Consider the following 15,332-nt stretch of genomic DNA (forward strand, 5'->3'; position numbering starts at 1 on the left):
AACAATCGAATGAAACGCATGCTAATCGCGGCTGGCCTGATCGTGGCCAGCCAATGGGCGCTGGCCGCCGCACAAGTGCCGCCACAAGCACCTCCGCAAGTACCTTCGCAATTGTCGCCGGCGCCCGGCGCGCCGCCGGATGAAGCGGCGGCGATCCGCCACCATCACTTCAAGCGCCTCAACGAGCGCCTGGCCGTGGAGCCGGCGGTGCTGGAAGGCCGTTGCCGCTACGAGTCCGACATCGCCACGCCGCCGCCGCTGAACCGCGTGGCGCTGACTTTCGACGACGGCCCCACCGCACCGGGCACCGAGAACATCCTGGCCGTGCTGAAGAAGTACCAGATCCACGCGACCTTCTTCATGATCGGCGAAAAGGCGCAGCAGTATCCCGAGCTGGTGGCCAAGGTGCGCGCGGCCGGGCACGACGTGGTCGCCAACCACTCGTGGAGCCATCCGAACTTCCACGACATCGACCTGGCCCGCCAGACCAGCGAGGTGCTGCGCACCGACAGCCTGGCCGGCCAGGACGGCCCCAAGCTGTTCCGCTACCCCTATGGCAATTCGACCTGCGAGACCAACCAGCTGGTGCGCGAGCATGGCTACAAGATCGTCGGCTGGCATATCGATTCCTGCGACTGGGCCTACGACCGCACCGGCGCCATCGACGCCCGCGAAGCGATTACCTGCGGCGTACCGCGCCAGTTCCAGGGCGACTACGTCGGCCATGTGCTGGCTGCCGCCCGCGCGCGCCGCGGCGGCATCATCCTGATGCACGAGATTCATCCGAACACGCTGAAAAGCCTGGACGCCATCGTCGCCGGCCTGCTGGCGGGCGGCTTCGAGTTCGGCATGGTCACCGACGCCGATTTTCAACCATCGCTGCGCTAGGCTAACTATAATGGCAAGCTGTCTTATACACACTGCCATCGGCCTACATGACCTTCTTAAAAGAACCGCCTCATAAGCACGGCACGGTGGGCCGTAGCGCCATCGTGCTGGTCAACCTGGGCACGCCCGACGCGCCCACCCGTTCGGCGGTGCGCCGCTATCTGAAGGAATTCCTGTCCGATCCGCGCGTGGTCGAGATTCCGCGCATCGTGTGGTGGTTCATCCTCAACCTGATCATCCTGCCGTTCCGCTCCGGCCAGTCGGCAAAAAAATACGCATCGATCTGGACCCGCGACGGCTCGCCGCTGAAGGTGCACACCGCCGCCCAGGCCCAGCTGCTGCGCGGCGCGCTCGGCGAACGCGGCCACCATAACTTCACCGTCGCCATGGCGATGCGCTACGGCTCGCCGTCGCTGCCCGAGGTGCTGAGCAAGCTGAAGGCCGACGGCGTCGAACGCATCGCCGTGCTGCCCGCCTATCCGCAATATTCCGGCACCACCACCGGCTCGATCTACGACGCCGTGTTCGACCACTACGGCACGGTGCGCAACATCCCCGAACTGCGCTTCGTGCGCAACTACCACGACCACGAAGCCTACATCCGCGCGCTGCGCCTGTCGGTGCAGGCGCACTGGGAGGCCCACGGCCGCCCGGACAAGCTGGTGCTGAGCTTCCACGGCGTGCCCAAGCGCACCCTGATGCTGGGCGACCCCTACCACTGCGAATGCCTGAAAACCGCGCGCCTGCTGGCCGCCGCCCTGAAGCTGACGCCGGACCAATACATCGTCACCTTCCAGTCGCGCTTCGGCAAGGCCGAGTGGCTGCAGCCGTACACGGCGCCCACCGTGGCCCAGCTGGCCCGCGACGGCGTCAAGCGGGTGGACGTGCTGTGCCCCGGCTTCACCAGCGATTGCCTGGAAACGCTGGAAGAGATCGCGATGGAAGTGCGGCACGACTTCGAACAGGCCGGCGGACGGGAATTCCACTACATCCCTTGCCTGAACGAATCACCGGCCTGGATCGCCGCCATGGCGGAAATTGCCGAGCAGCACATGATCGGCTGGCCGACCCAGATGCCTGCCGCCCAGCACGAGGAAGTGAAGGCCGATGCGGAAATCGGCCGCGCAGCCGCCCTCAAACTCGGCGCCGCCGACTGAAAAGAGACAACCACACCACACTCACCGTAATCAGCACTTGCGGGTGACGAGTGCCAGCCTGTTAAAATAGCCGGCTGATGGGATCGGCGGCATAGCATATCCATGCCGTCGCCAAGACGATATACACCAGGATGGATGCTGCGATCAGTGGCAACTTCATGATGGATGCGCTCCCTGAAACGGTTGTCTTTAATACAGCTTAGACGTTGCGGCGCCAAATTGTAGAGCCTGCACAGACGAAGTTTTGTAACGCCTGTTACATGAGCTCGTTTGTGGGGCGGGCCACGGCGGCGCTGATTAAATGGCGGGCAGAATACCCCTTGAAAACGTAGGTTATCGCCCCATTTGCAGCCGGTGCAGTAAGAAAGTAATGTCAAACAAACACGATAGTAGGAGTCTATAGATGCAAGATCAGGAAAACCAAGCCGTACCTAATCCAGAGGCGGACGCAGCGCCGGCCGCGCCATCGACTCCTGACCAGCAGCCATCCCTGGAGGAGCAGCTGTCGGCCACCGAAGCGAAACTGGCCGAGATGCACGACGCTTTCATGCGCGCCAAAGCCGACGGTGAAAACATCCGTCGCCGCGCCCAGGAAGACGTGGCCAAGGCCCACAAGTTCGCCGTTGAAAGCTTCGCCGAAGCGATGGTGCCGGTCAAGGACAGCCTGGAAATGGCCCTGAAAGTCGAAACGCCATCGATCGAATCGCTGAAGGAAGGCGTGGAAATGACGCTCAAGCAGCTGTCGTCGGCCTTCGAGAAAAACCGCCTGCTGGAAATCCTGCCGGCCCAGGGCGAGAAGCTGGATCCGAACAAGCACCAGGCTGTCGCCGTCGTGCCTGCCGACCAGGAAGCCAATACGGTTGTTTCCGTGTTGCAAAAAGGCTATATGATCGCGGACCGCCTGCTGCGTCCCGCCATCGTGACCGCGGCGCAAGCGAAATAGTGAGTCGCGGCAGTGCCGCGACGAACAATAGTAAATTTCGCCGAACTAAGCACTTGAAAACATACAGCTTTTCCACATATTAGTACCATCTGAACTTTAGCAAATAAGGAAGAAAAATCATGGGTAGAATTATCGGTATCGATCTGGGAACCACGAATTCCTGCGTTTCCATCATGGAAAACGGTCAGCCAAAGGTAATCGAAAACGCCGAAGGCGCGCGCACGACGCCATCGATCATTGCTTACCAAGAAGATGGTGAAATTCTCGTCGGCTCGCCGGCAAAACGCCAGGCTGTCACCAACCCGAAGAACACGCTGTTCGCCGTCAAACGTCTGATTGGCCGCAAGTTCGACGAAAAAGAAGTGCAGAAGGACATCGGCCTGATGCCTTACTCGATCATGAAAGCCGACAACGGCGATGCATGGATCGGCGTGCGCGACAAAAAACTGGCTCCGCCGCAAATCTCGGCTGAAGTGCTGCGCAAGATGAAGAAAACGGCAGAAGACTACCTCGGTGAAGAAGTCACCGAAGCCGTCATCACCGTGCCTGCGTACTTCAACGACTCGCAGCGCCAGGCTACCAAGGATGCCGGCCGTATCGCGGGCCTGGACGTCAAGCGCATCATCAACGAACCAACCGCAGCCGCACTGGCTTTCGGCCTGGACAAGACCGACAAGGGCGACCGCAAGATCGCCGTGTATGACTTGGGCGGCGGTACCTTCGACGTGTCGATCATCGAGATCGCCGACGTCGATGGCGAAAAACAATTCGAAGTGCTGTCGACCAACGGCGACACCTTCCTGGGCGGCGAAGACTTCGACCAGCGCATCATCGATTACATCATCGACGAGTTCAAGAAGATCAACGGCCTGGACCTGAAAAAAGATCCGATCGCCCTGCAGCGCATCAAGGCTTCGGCCGAGCGCGCGAAGATCGAACTGTCGTCGTCGCAGCAGACCGAAATCAACGAGCCGTACATCGCCATGGCGAACGGCGCACCGGTCCACCTGACCCTGAAGATGACCCGCGCCAAGCTGGAATCGCTGGTCGAGGAACTGATCAACGCGACCATGGAACCATGCCGCACCGCGATCAAGGATGCCGGCGTCAAGGTTTCGGACATCGACGACATCATCCTGGTCGGCGGCATGACCCGTATGCCTAAGGTGCAGGAAAAAGTTAAAGAGTTCTTCGGCAAAGATCCGCGCAAGGACGTGAACCCGGACGAAGCCGTCGCTGTCGGCGCCGCCATCCAGGGCTCCGTGCTGTCGGGCGAGCGCAAGGACTTGCTGCTGCTGGACGTGACGCCTCTGTCGCTGGGTATCGAAACCCTGGGCGGCGTGATGACCAAGATGATCCACAAGAACACCACGATTCCTACCAAGTTCTCGCAAGTGTTCTCGACCGCCGACGACAACCAGCCTGCCGTGACCATCAAGGTCTACCAGGGTGAGCGTGAAATCGCGGCCGGCAACAAGGGCCTGGGCGAATTCAATCTGGAAGGCATCCCGCCGGCAGCACGCGGCACGCCACAGATCGAAGTGACCTTCGACATCGACGCCAACGGCATTCTGCACGTCGGCGCGAAAGACAAGGCCACCGGCAAAGAAAACAAGATCACGATCAAGGCCAACTCCGGCCTGACCGAAGCTGAGATCCAGAAGATGGTGAAGGATGCTGAAGTCAACGCCGAAGAAGACAAGAAAGTGAAAGAGCTGGCCGAATCGCGCAACCAGGCCGACGCGCTGGTGCACTCGACCCGCAAATCGCTGACCGAATACGGCGACAAGCTGGAAGCTGGCGAGAAGGAAAAAATCGAAGCCGCGATCACCGACCTGGAAGGTTCGATCAAGGCCGGCGACAAGGCCGAGATCGACGCCAAAGTGGCATCGCTGTCGACCGCTTCGCAGAAGCTGGGCGAGAAGATGTACGCCGACATGCAGGCGCAGCAAGCTGCAGCCGGCGGCGCTGAAGGTGGCGCACAGCCTGGCGCCGAGCAGGCCAAGCCGCAGGACGACGTGGTCGACGCCGACTTCAAAGAAGTCAAAGACAGCAAGTAATCGGCCTGTAAGATCGCCTTTCCCCTACGGGGAAGGACGAGCGCCGAGTCGTGCGGCCGCGCAAGCGGCGCCGGCTCGGCTTTTTAGCATAAACAGTACATCAGTATAAATACAGCAAGGTGCCGACAATATGGCAAAGCGAGATTTCTACGAGACACTTGGTGTCGCAAAAAATGCGTCGGAAGACGAGATCAAGAAGTCTTATCGCAAACTGGCGATGAAGTACCATCCGGACCGCAATCCGGATAGCAAAGAGTCGGAAGAAAAATTCAAGGAAGTCAAAGAAGCCTACGAGATGCTGACCAATCCGGAGAAGCGCGAAGCGTATGACCGTTATGGTCACGCCGGCGTCGATCCGAACATGGGTGGCGGCGGTGGCTTCGGCGGCGGCGCCGGCGGTTTCGGCGACGCCTTCGGCGACATCTTCGGCGACATCTTCGGCGGTGGACGCGGCCGCGGCCAAGGCCCGCAGGTGTACCGCGGCGCCGACCTGCGCTACAACCTGGAGATCACGCTGGAACAGGCCGCCCACGGCTTCGACACCACCATCCGCGTGCCGTCCTGGGACAAGTGCGACACCTGCCACGGTTCGGGCGCCAAGCCCGGCACCTCGCCGGTCACGTGCTCGACCTGCGCCGGCCACGGCCAGGTACGCATGCAGCAGGGCTTCTTCAGCATCCAGCAGACCTGCCCGAAATGCCACGGCACCGGCAAGATCATCCCCGAGCCATGCGCAGCCTGCGCCGGCCAGGGCCGCATCAAGCGCAACAAGACGCTGGAAGTGAAGATCCCTGTCGGTATCGACAACGGCATGCGTATCCGCTCGTCCGGCAACGGCGAACCGGGCACCAACGGCGGACCATCGGGCGACCTGTATGTGGAAATCCACATCAAGCCGCACTCGGTGTTCCAGCGCGAAGGCGACGACCTGCACTGCGAAATGCCGATCTCCTTCGCCAAGGCGGCGTTGGGCGGCGACATCGAGGTTCCGACTTTGTCTGGTAAAGTATCGTTCACGATCCCTGAAGGCACCCAGTCGGGCAAGACCTTCCGCCTCAAGGGCAAGGGCATCAAGGGCGTGCGTTCCGGCTTCGCGGGCGATCTGTTCTGCCACGTGGCGGTCGAGACCCCGGTCAAGCTGACCGAGAAGCAGAAGGACATGCTGCGCGATTTCGAAAAGCTCACCACCGAGGGCGGCGCCAAGCACAGCCCGCAAAGCAAGACCTGGCGCGACAAGGTGAAAGACTTTTTTGAGTAGAGGTTTAAGTAACTGCGACGTCATGCAGTCTTGGTAATATCGGACCGCCGCGCCACCCTTTTCGGGCGGACCGGCGGTCTTCTTATGTACGAGAGGAGCATCATGAGTGATCTGGACAACAGCAATTCCCCGTTGCGCGACCTGTTGGCAAACAACCGCCGCTGGGCCGAATCCGAAGTCGAGCGCGATCCCGACTTCTTCAACCGCCTGGCGCAGCAAGCGTCGCCGGAATACCTGTGGATAGGCTGCTCGGACAGCCGCGTGCCGGCGAATGAGCTGCTGGGCCTGGCCCCGGGCGACGTTTTCGTTCACCGCAATATCGCCAACGTGGTGGTGCACTCGGACTTGAACGCGCTGTCGGTGCTGCAGTTCGCGATCGATGTGTTGAAGGTCAAGCACGTCATCATCGTCGGCCACTACGGCTGCAAGGGCGTGCACGCTGCCATGACCGGCACCCGCGTCGGCCTGGCCGACAACTGGCTGCGCCACGTGCAGGACGTGCACCAGAAGCATGAGCGCTACCTCGGCGACGTGTTGACCAGCAAGCTGCGCGCGGAACGCATGTGCGAGCTGAACGTGGTCGAGCAGGTGTCCAACGTCTGCCAGACCACCATCGTGCAGGACGCATGGGACCGCGGCCAGAACGTCACGGTGCACGGCTGGGTCTACGGCCTGAAGGACGGCAAGCTGCACGATCTGGAAATGACCGTCACCGCCGCCCACGAACTGGCGCCACGCGTGGCCAAGCGTCTGAGCGAGTACGAAGCGGACCAGGGCTGATAAAGATTTCACATATCGATATCAGGTAAGCTTCGTTTTCTAAATAAGGGAAGCGGCATAGACTGGGCACATACTCATTCACTGGGCGTGTGCCATGTCTGCCGTTCTCCAACCCGTTTTTGACATCGAACTGTTCGACGCGCCGCTCGGCGCGGAGATCCTGGGACTGGACCTGAACCATCCCTTGTCCCCACGGGCGTTCGACCGCATCCACAAGGCGCATCTGGAGCACCACCTGCTGGTGTTCCGCGACCAGCGCATCACGCCGCAGCAGCAGGTCGATTTCAGCCGCCGTTTCGGCCGGCTGCAAATCCACGTGCTGCGCAACTTCCAGCTGGCTTCGAATCCCGAAGTGCTGGTCATCTCCAACATCATCGAAGACGGCAAGCCGATCGGCCTTGGCGACGCCGGCCACTTCTGGCATTCCGATTTGTCGTACAAAGAGACGCCCAGCCTGGGCTCGATGCTGCACGCGCAGGAGTTGCCGGCCGAAGGCGGCGATACGCTGTTCGCCAATATGCACCTGGCCTGGGACACCTTGCCTGCGGCCTTGCGCTTCGCGGTGCAGGGCGCGCGCGCGGAGCACAGCTACCTGACGCAGTACGAGGAACTACGCCGCCGCAATCCCTACCGCCCGCCGCTGACGCCGGAGCAGATCGCCGAAGTGCGCCCGGTCATGCATCCGGTGGTGCGTACGCACCCGGAGACGGGCCGCAAGGCGCTGTTCGTCAGCGAGCATTTCACCACGCGCATCGTCGGCATCCCGCCGGATGAAAGCCGCGCGCTGCTGGTCGAGCTGTTTGCGCACAGCGTGCTGCCGGAGCATGTGTACCGCCATCGCTGGGCGCCGCACGACCTGGTGTTCTGGGATAACCGCTCGCTGATGCACCTGGCCGGCGGCACGCCGGACCATCTGCGCCGCAAGCTGTATCGCACCACCATCGAAGGCGACACGCCTTTCTAATTTCAAGGAAACCCATGTCCAGATTGACTTCCCGCGTGATCGCCGCCGCCCTCGCGCTCAGCTTCGCCACCGCCGCGCAGGCCGAGGGGCGCATTCGCATCGTCGAGCAGTTCGGCGTGGTCTACCTGCTGCTGAACATTGCGCAGGACCAGCAGCTGATCGAAAAGCAGGGCCGCAAGAACGGCGTGGATGTGAAGGTCGAATGGACGCAGTTGTCCGGCGGCTCGGCCGTCAACGATGCGCTGCTGTCCGGCGCCATCGACATCGCCGGCGCCGGCGTTGGTCCGCTGCTGACGGTGTGGGACCGCACCTCGGGCAAGCAGAACGTGAAGGGCGTGGCGTCGCTGGGCAGCTTCCCCTACTACCTGGTCAGCAATAACCCGAAGGTGAAGTCCATCGCCGACCTGACGGAGAAGGACCGCATCGCGCTGCCGGCGGTGACGGTGTCGGTGCAGTCGCGCATTTTGCAGTACGCGGCGGCCAAGCAGTGGGGCGAGAAGGACTTTGCGCGGCTGGATAAATTCACCCAGACCTTGCCGCACCCGGATGCAACGGCGGCCGTCATTGCTGGCGGTACGGAGATCAACGGCCACTTCGGCAACCCGCCGTTCCAGGAGCAGGAGCTGGCCGGCAATCCGAACGCGCACATCATTTTGAATTCCTACGATGTGCTGGGCGGCCCGAGTTCGGCCACCGTGCTGTATGCGACCGAGAAGTTCCGCAACGAGAATCCGAAGACTTATCGTGCCTTCACCGCCGCGCTGGCGGAGGCGGCCAAATACGCCAGCAGCAATCCGGAGGGCGCGGCCGATGCGTACATCCGCGTCAGCAAGAGCAAGGTGGATCGCAACCTGCTGCTGAAGATTATCAAGAATCCGCAGGTGCAGTTCAGCGTGGAGCCGCAGAATACCTACGGGCTGTCGCAGTTCCTGTACCGCGTCGGCGCGATCAAGAAGCAGCCGGCCAGCTGGCGCGACTACTTCTTCGACGACCCTGTCATCACCCAGGGCGGATGAGATCATGACACTGCAAGTCGTGCGTCCCGTTGGTGCGGTTGCGCCTTTGTTGAAGGCCAGCGGCGTGAGCCTCGAATATGGCGGCACGCGGGCCACGCATGACGTCAGCTTCGACGTGTACCGGGGCGACCGCTTTGTGCTGCTGGGGCCTTCCGGCTGCGGCAAGTCTTCGCTGTTGAAAGCCGCTGCCGGATTTCTGACGCCCAGCGCAGGCAGCATCAGTATCGATGGCGCCGCCGTGACGGGACCGGGACCGGACCGCATCGTGGTGTTCCAGGAGTTCGACCAGCTGCCGCCGTGGAAGACGGTGAAGGAGAACGTGATGTTCCCGCTGCTGATGACGAAGCGCTTGCGTCGTCATGAGGCCGAGGAGCGGGCGATGCACTGGATCGCCAAGGTGGGCCTGGGCGGCTTTGAGAACGCTCATCCGCATACTCTGTCCGGCGGGATGAAGCAGCGCGTGGCCATCGCGCGTGCGCTCGCCATGCAGCCGGAAGTGCTGCTGATGGACGAACCCTTTGCCGCGCTGGATGCGCTCACGCGGCGCAATATGCAGGAGGAGCTGGGACGCTTGTGGGAAGAGCTGCGCTTTACGCTGCTGTTCGTCACGCACTCGATCGAGGAGGCGCTGGTGGTGGGTAACCGCATCCTGCTGCTGTCGCCGCATCCGGGGCAGGTGAGGGCGGAGTTGAACAGCCACCAGTTCGACCTGCGCAGCGCCGGCAGCGCCGAGTTCCAGGCCGCCGCACAACGCATCCACAGCCTGCTGTTCGACGCGCCTGTCATCGCGAAGCCGCTGGACCGGAGCGTCGCGCTATGAGTTTGCTGCTCGATCCGCCGATCCGCCAGGAATACGAATACATCCCTTCCGACCACGCGCCGCGCACGTTGGCCGTCGCCGCGCCGCCGCTGCAGCGCGCATGGCAGCAGGCCTGGCTGCGCAAGTCCTTCATCCTGCTCCTGCTGGCCGCCGTGTGGCAAGCCGCCGCCGTCTGGACCGACAACGACCTGCTGCTGCCAACCTTCCTGCAAACCGCACAAGCCTTCATCGCCGGCATCGCCAGCGGCGAACTGCTCGACCGCGTGCGCGCCTCGCTGGCCATCCTGCTGCAAGGCTATGCAGTCGGCGTGCTGGCCGCCTTCGTCCTGACCGCGCTGGCTGCATCCACCCGCATCGGCCGCGACCTGCTGGAAACGCTCACCTCCATGTTCAACCCCCTGCCAGCCATCGCGCTGCTGCCGCTGGCGCTGCTGTGGTTCGGCCTGGGCCGCGCCAGCCTGATATTCGTCATCGTGCACGCCGTCTTGTGGCCGCTGGCGCTGGGCGCCTATGCCGGCTTCCAGAGCGTGCCCGACACCCTGCGCATGGCCGGCCGCAACTACGGCCTGCGCGGCCTGCGGCTGGTGCTGCACATCCTGGTGCCGGCCGCACTGCCATCCATCCTCTCCGGCTTGAAGATAGGCTGGGCCTTCGCCTGGCGCACGCTGATCGCCGCCGAGCTGGTATTCGGCACCACGGCCGGGCAGGGCGGTCTGGGCTGGTACATCTTCCAGAACCGCAACGAGCTCTATACCGACAAGGTATTCGCCGGCCTGGCCGCCGTCATCCTGATCGGCCTGCTGGTGGAGAACGTGGTTTTCCGTCCACTGGAAAGCCTGACGATACGCCGCTGGGGCATGCAGAAATAACGGAGAGTCTGGCAGACAGACGAGCTTGTGCCGTAGAATGGTTTGATTCTTGCTTGTAGAAGAGTCATGAGACATTTACGCATAGTGGTCGTCAACACCATCATCCACGCCGGCGACGAGGATGACGCCTCCCTGCTCGCGCAGGCCGAACGCGCGCGCGCATTGCGCATCGGCCTGCTGGAAGCCGGCTACGACATCATCGCCTCGCTGCCGCCGGACATGTACCTGCCCGAGCGCATCGCCCAACTCCAGCCCGACATGATCATCGTCGACGCCGAATCCGACGCGCGCGACGTGCTGGAGCACATCGTCATCGCCACCCGCGACGAGCGCCGCCCCATCGTCATGTTCACCGAGAGCGACGACACCGAGAGCATGGAGGCCGCCATGGCGGCCGGCGTATCGGCCTACATCGTGGCCGGCTTGCAGAGCGACCGCATCAAACCGGTGCTGCAAGTGGCGCTGGCACGCTTCAAACGCGAGCAGAAGCTGCTGGACGAACTGTCCGACACCAAGAGCAAGCTGGCCGAGCGCAAGATCATCGAGCGCGCCAAAGGCCTGTTAATGGAGCGCCAACGTTTCAGCGAAGAGCAGGCCTACCAAAAGCTGCGCAGCATGGCCATGAGCAAAAACCTCAAGCTGTCCGAGGTGGCCCAGCGCATCATCGACGTCGAAGATTTACTGGGCTGATTCCTGTCCAAAATGACGCATCGCACAATCGCGGTGCGTTTTTTTTGTGCAGCGGCACCGCATCGCATCTCCTTCCCACTCTGAAACACCGGCTGGCACAGACATTGCATTGTCTGTAGGCAAGCGCAATGACGCGCCGATGCACCCTGCCAACGGCGGTGGGGTACGCCAGACAACGACGTCTACCAGACATGAATGCGTTCATGTGGGTAGGCTTTTTTTTTGGAGATTTGCGATGGAATACGAAGAACAACAAGCCGGCGTCGATACCAAGCGCCGACAAATCATTCAAAGCGCAGGTCTTATAGCGGGAGGAAGCATGCTGGGTTTGTCGACGGGTGGCGTATGGGCGGCGGGTTCGGACAAGCCGGAGAAGGAAGAAATCAAGATCGGCTTCATTCCGCTGACCGATTGCGCCTCGGTGGTGATGGCGTCGGTGCTGGGCTTCGATAAAAAATACGGCGTCAAATTCGTGCTGAGCAAAGAGGCCTCCTGGGCCGGTGTGCGCGACAAGCTGGCCAACGGTGATCTCGATGCAGCCCATGTGCTATATGGCTTGCTTTACGGCGTGCAGATGGGCATAGGCGGCCAGAAAAAGGACATGGCGGTGCTCATGAGCCTTAACAACAACGGCCAGGCCATCACGCTGTCGAAGAAGCTGTCCGACAAGGGCGCCGTCGATGGCCCGTCGCTGGCAAAGCTGATGCAGACCGACAAACGCGAATACACCTTCGCCCAGACCTTCCCGACCGGCACCCACGCGATGTGGCTCTACTACTGGCTGGCCGCGAACGGCATCAATCCGATGAAGGACGCCAAGGTCATCACCGTGCCGCCGCCGCAGATGGTGGCCAATATGCGGGTCGGGAACATGGACGGCTTCTGCGTGGGCGAACCTTGGGGCCACCGCGCCATCATGGACGGCGTGGGCATCACCGCCACCACCACCCAGGACATCTGGAAGGACCATCCCGAGAAGGTGCTCGGCTCGACGCTGGAATTCGCCAAGAAGTATCCGAACACCTGCCGCGCGATGATGGCCGCCATTCTCGACGCCGGCAAATGGATCGACTCCTCGCTGGCCAACAAGAACAAGATGGCCGAGGTTATCGCCGACAAATCCTACGTCAACACCAGCAAGGACGCGATCGACCAGCGCATCATGGGCCGCTACCAGAATGGCCTGGGCAAGACCTGGGACGATCCCGACCACATGAAGTTCTATAACGACGGCGCGGTCAACTTCCCTTACCTGTCGGACGGCATGTGGTTCATGACGCAGCACCGCCGCTGGGGCCTGCTGAAGGAAGACCCGGATTACCTGGCCGTCGCCACCTCGGTCAACCAGATCGATTTGTACAAGGATGCGGCGGCGATGACCAAGACGCCGGTACCTAAAAGCCCGCTGCGCACGTCGAAGATGATGGATGGTTCCGTATGGGACGGCAAGAACCCGAAAGCGTTCGCCGCCTCGTTCAAGATCAAAGCCTGATAAAGGAATGCCATGAACGCCATGCTCAAACCCGATAGCGCCGAACCGGTAGCAGCGGCGCCGATCCGCCGTCCACGCCGCCCGCTCGCCGCCAATTCCACGGCGCGCGTGCGGCAGCAGGTGTCCGCCACCGCGATGAAGATCGTCGCGCCCTTGCTGGGGGCTGCGCTGCTGGTGCTGGTCTGGCAGATCATCACCATCAAGAACAGCGCCTTCCCCACACCGCTGGCGACTTTGCAGGAAGCGGTCAAGCTGTTCTCCGATCCGTTCTACAGCAAAAGCCCGAACGATCAGGGCATAGGCTGGAACATCCTCGCGTCCTTGCAGCGCGTGGCGGTGGGGTTCGGGCTTGCGGCGTTGGTTGGCATTCCGCTGGGATTCCTGATCGGCCGCGTGCAGTTCGTCGGCAGCATGTTCGGGCCGATTATCAGCCTGCTCAAGCCTGTATCGCCGCTGGCCTGGCTGCCTATCGGGCTGCTGGTGTTCAAGTCCGCGAACCCTGCGGCGATATGGTCGATCTTCATCTGCTCGATCTGGCCGATGATCATCAACACCGCCGTCGGCGTGCAGCGCGTGCCGCAGGATTACATGAACGTGGCCAAGGTGCTGAACCTGTCGGAGTGGAAGGTGCTGACCAAGATCCTGCTGCCGTCGGCGCTGCCTTACATCCTGACCGGCGTGCGGCTGTCGATCGGCACCGCGTGGCTGGTGATCGTCGCGGCGGAGATGCTGACCGGCGGCGTGGGTATCGGCTTCTGGGTGTGGGACGAATGGAACAACCTCAATGTCCCGCACATCATCATCGCCATCGTCGCCATCGGCGTGGTCGGGCTGCTGCTGGAACAGGCGCTGATGGCGCTGGCCCGCGCCTTCACCTACGAACAAGTATCCAACTAAAGGACTGCGATCATGGACGAGCCAAAATTCATCGACATCGAAGGCGTGGAGATGGTGTTCCATACCCGGAAGGGCGTGTTCCACGCGCTGCGCGAGATCGACCTGACGGTGCGCAAGGGCGAATTCATTACGCTGATCGGCCACTCGGGTTGCGGCAAATCGACCTTGCTGAACCTGATCGCCGGCCTGCTCAAGCCCACGGACGGCGTGCTGTTATGCGCCAACCGCGAGATCGCCGGGCCGTCGCCGGAGCGCTCGGTGGTGTTCCAGAACCACTCGCTGCTGCCGTGGCTGACCTGTTATGAAAACATCTTCCTCGGCGTGGAGCGGGTGTTCGGCAAGACCGAATCGCGCAACCAGCTGCGGGAGCGCACCATGCAGGCATTGGCGCTGGTTGGCCTGACGGCGGCGGAGGCCAAGCGTCCGCATGAAATCTCGGGCGGCATGAAGCAGCGCGTCGGCATCGCCCGTGCATTGGCGATGGAGCCGAAAGTGCTGCTGATGGACGAGCCCTTTGGCGCATTGGATGCGCTGACCCGCGCGCACTTGCAGGACGAGTTGCTGAAGATCGTCGCCGCCACCAGTTCGACGGTGGTGATGGTGACGCACGATGTGGACGAAGCGGTGCTGCTGTCCGACCGCATCGTCATGATGACCAACGGCCCGGCCGCCACCATCGGCGAGATCGTCGATGTGCAGCTGGAGCGTCCACGCGACCGCGTGGCGCTGGCGCAGGATGCGCGCTACATGGCGTACCGCACGGCGGTGCTGGAGTTCCTGTACCGCAAACAGGCGCATCCCGCGAAGGAAGCCGCCTGATGGATATGACCACGCCACCCATGGCGCCGGACGGCGCCTCAAAGAAGCCGCTGACCGGCGAAGTGTTCGGGGCGTTGATCAATCTGTCGGGCCGTCGCCGCTTCACGTCGCAGCGCATTGTGTTGTATGCGCTGCTGGCGTCGCAAGGGCATGCCGATGGCGCGGCCACCGCGCAGGAAGCGCTGGCGCTGTTCCGGGGCGCGCACAAGTCCCTGCTGGCCGAGGCGGATGGCTTGCCGGGCGTGTTCTGCCCCGAACTGCACGACGCCTACTTCGGCAAGCCGGATGGCGACCGGCAGATCGTCGCCTTCGCCGACCTTGGCGAGCGTACCTTGAAGGCGATCGTGCAGGGCTCGTCGCAGGCCGGCGAGCTGCTGGCGGAGCTGGTTCGCATCACCACGCCGACGCTGGCGATCCTCAACACCATCACCGGCATCTACGAAGAGCAGGCGAAGAAGAATGCACGTCTGGTGCGCAAGCAGCTGCGCGGCGTGATCACCGATATCGATACGATCAATCGCCAGGCGCGCATGGTGGCGTTCAATGCACGCATCGTCGCGGCGCGGGCGGGGCAAGCGGGCAAGGAATTTTCGGTGGTGGCGGGTGTACTGTCCAACATCACCGGCGAGATCGACGAAATGGTCAGCGCGGCGCTGGCCGCCGCAGGATAAGGAGAACA

At 62.4% G+C, this 15,332-nt stretch carries 15 protein-coding genes; all 15 read left to right on the forward strand.

Annotation, left to right across the window (positions count from 1 at the left end; all coding sequences use genetic code 11):
- The first annotated feature begins 9 nt into the window (after positions 1 to 9).
- The 15 genes from GEV01_RS26370 (at position 10) to GEV01_RS26440 (ending at position 15,324) form a co-directional block, all read left to right on the forward strand.
- Positions 10 to 888: a polysaccharide deacetylase family protein gene (locus GEV01_RS26370; protein ID WP_152808695.1), complete on the forward strand. Its 879-nt coding sequence runs from the start codon at positions 10 to 12 to the stop codon at positions 886 to 888.
- Positions 889 to 935: 47 nt separating this feature from the next.
- Positions 936 to 2,045, forward strand: coding sequence for a ferrochelatase (hemH, locus tag GEV01_RS26375; RefSeq protein ID WP_152808697.1), 1,110 nt, complete (start codon positions 936 to 938; stop codon positions 2,043 to 2,045).
- Between the two features lie 403 nt (positions 2,046 to 2,448).
- A complete protein-coding gene (gene grpE / locus GEV01_RS26380) occupies positions 2,449 to 2,988 on the forward strand; it encodes a nucleotide exchange factor GrpE (protein WP_152808699.1) in 540 nt (179 codons plus the stop codon).
- A gap of 119 nt (positions 2,989 to 3,107) precedes the next feature.
- Complete coding sequence (gene dnaK / locus GEV01_RS26385) at positions 3,108 to 5,048, forward strand: molecular chaperone DnaK (RefSeq protein ID WP_008452645.1); 1,941 nt, start codon at positions 3,108 to 3,110, stop codon at positions 5,046 to 5,048.
- 130 nt (positions 5,049 to 5,178) lie between these two features.
- The gene (gene dnaJ, locus GEV01_RS26390) at positions 5,179 to 6,306 is read left to right on the forward strand and encodes a molecular chaperone DnaJ (protein WP_008452642.1); all 1,128 of its coding nucleotides are present in this window, start codon (positions 5,179 to 5,181) and stop codon (positions 6,304 to 6,306) included.
- 102 nt (positions 6,307 to 6,408) lie between these two features.
- Positions 6,409 to 7,086: a carbonate dehydratase gene (gene can, locus GEV01_RS26395; RefSeq protein WP_152808701.1), complete on the forward strand. Its 678-nt coding sequence runs from the start codon at positions 6,409 to 6,411 to the stop codon at positions 7,084 to 7,086.
- Positions 7,087 to 7,180: 94 nt separating this feature from the next.
- Positions 7,181 to 8,050 carry a TauD/TfdA dioxygenase family protein gene (locus GEV01_RS26400; protein WP_152808702.1) on the forward strand — a complete coding sequence of 290 codons (870 nt, stop codon included), beginning with the start codon at positions 7,181 to 7,183 and terminating at the stop codon, positions 8,048 to 8,050.
- 14 nt (positions 8,051 to 8,064) lie between these two features.
- On the forward strand, positions 8,065 to 9,066 hold the full coding sequence (locus GEV01_RS26405; RefSeq protein ID WP_152808704.1) for an ABC transporter substrate-binding protein: 1,002 nt from the start codon (positions 8,065 to 8,067) through the stop codon (positions 9,064 to 9,066).
- A 4-nt stretch (positions 9,067 to 9,070) separates the two neighbouring features.
- Positions 9,071 to 9,886 (forward strand): ABC transporter ATP-binding protein, encoded by an 816-nt coding sequence (locus GEV01_RS26410; protein WP_152808706.1) that lies wholly within the window; start codon positions 9,071 to 9,073, stop codon positions 9,884 to 9,886.
- The gene (locus GEV01_RS26415) at positions 9,883 to 10,755 is read left to right on the forward strand and encodes an ABC transporter permease (protein WP_152808708.1); all 873 of its coding nucleotides are present in this window, start codon (positions 9,883 to 9,885) and stop codon (positions 10,753 to 10,755) included. Before GEV01_RS26410 ends, GEV01_RS26415 begins: the two co-directional genes overlap by 4 nt.
- A gap of 66 nt (positions 10,756 to 10,821) precedes the next feature.
- Positions 10,822 to 11,445, forward strand: a complete 624-nt coding sequence (locus GEV01_RS26420; RefSeq protein WP_152808710.1) for an ANTAR domain-containing response regulator — start codon at positions 10,822 to 10,824, stop codon at positions 11,443 to 11,445.
- 235 nt (positions 11,446 to 11,680) lie between these two features.
- A complete protein-coding gene (locus GEV01_RS26425) occupies positions 11,681 to 12,937 on the forward strand; it encodes a CmpA/NrtA family ABC transporter substrate-binding protein (protein WP_152808712.1) in 1,257 nt (418 codons plus the stop codon).
- A 12-nt stretch (positions 12,938 to 12,949) separates the two neighbouring features.
- Complete coding sequence (gene ntrB / locus GEV01_RS26430) at positions 12,950 to 13,834, forward strand: nitrate ABC transporter permease (protein WP_152808714.1); 885 nt, start codon at positions 12,950 to 12,952, stop codon at positions 13,832 to 13,834.
- Positions 13,835 to 13,846: 12 nt separating this feature from the next.
- Entirely contained in the window at positions 13,847 to 14,653 is an 807-nt protein-coding gene (locus GEV01_RS26435; RefSeq protein ID WP_152808716.1) for an ABC transporter ATP-binding protein, read from the forward strand.
- On the forward strand, positions 14,653 to 15,324 hold the full coding sequence (locus GEV01_RS26440; RefSeq protein WP_152808718.1) for a methyl-accepting chemotaxis protein: 672 nt from the start codon (positions 14,653 to 14,655) through the stop codon (positions 15,322 to 15,324). The genes GEV01_RS26435 and GEV01_RS26440 overlap by 1 nt, the downstream gene beginning before the upstream one ends.
- The last annotated feature ends 8 nt before the right edge of the window (positions 15,325 to 15,332 follow it).

Source organism: Rugamonas rivuli (assembly GCF_009380165.1).
Taxonomy (GTDB): domain Bacteria; phylum Pseudomonadota; class Gammaproteobacteria; order Burkholderiales; family Burkholderiaceae_D; genus Rugamonas; species Rugamonas rivuli.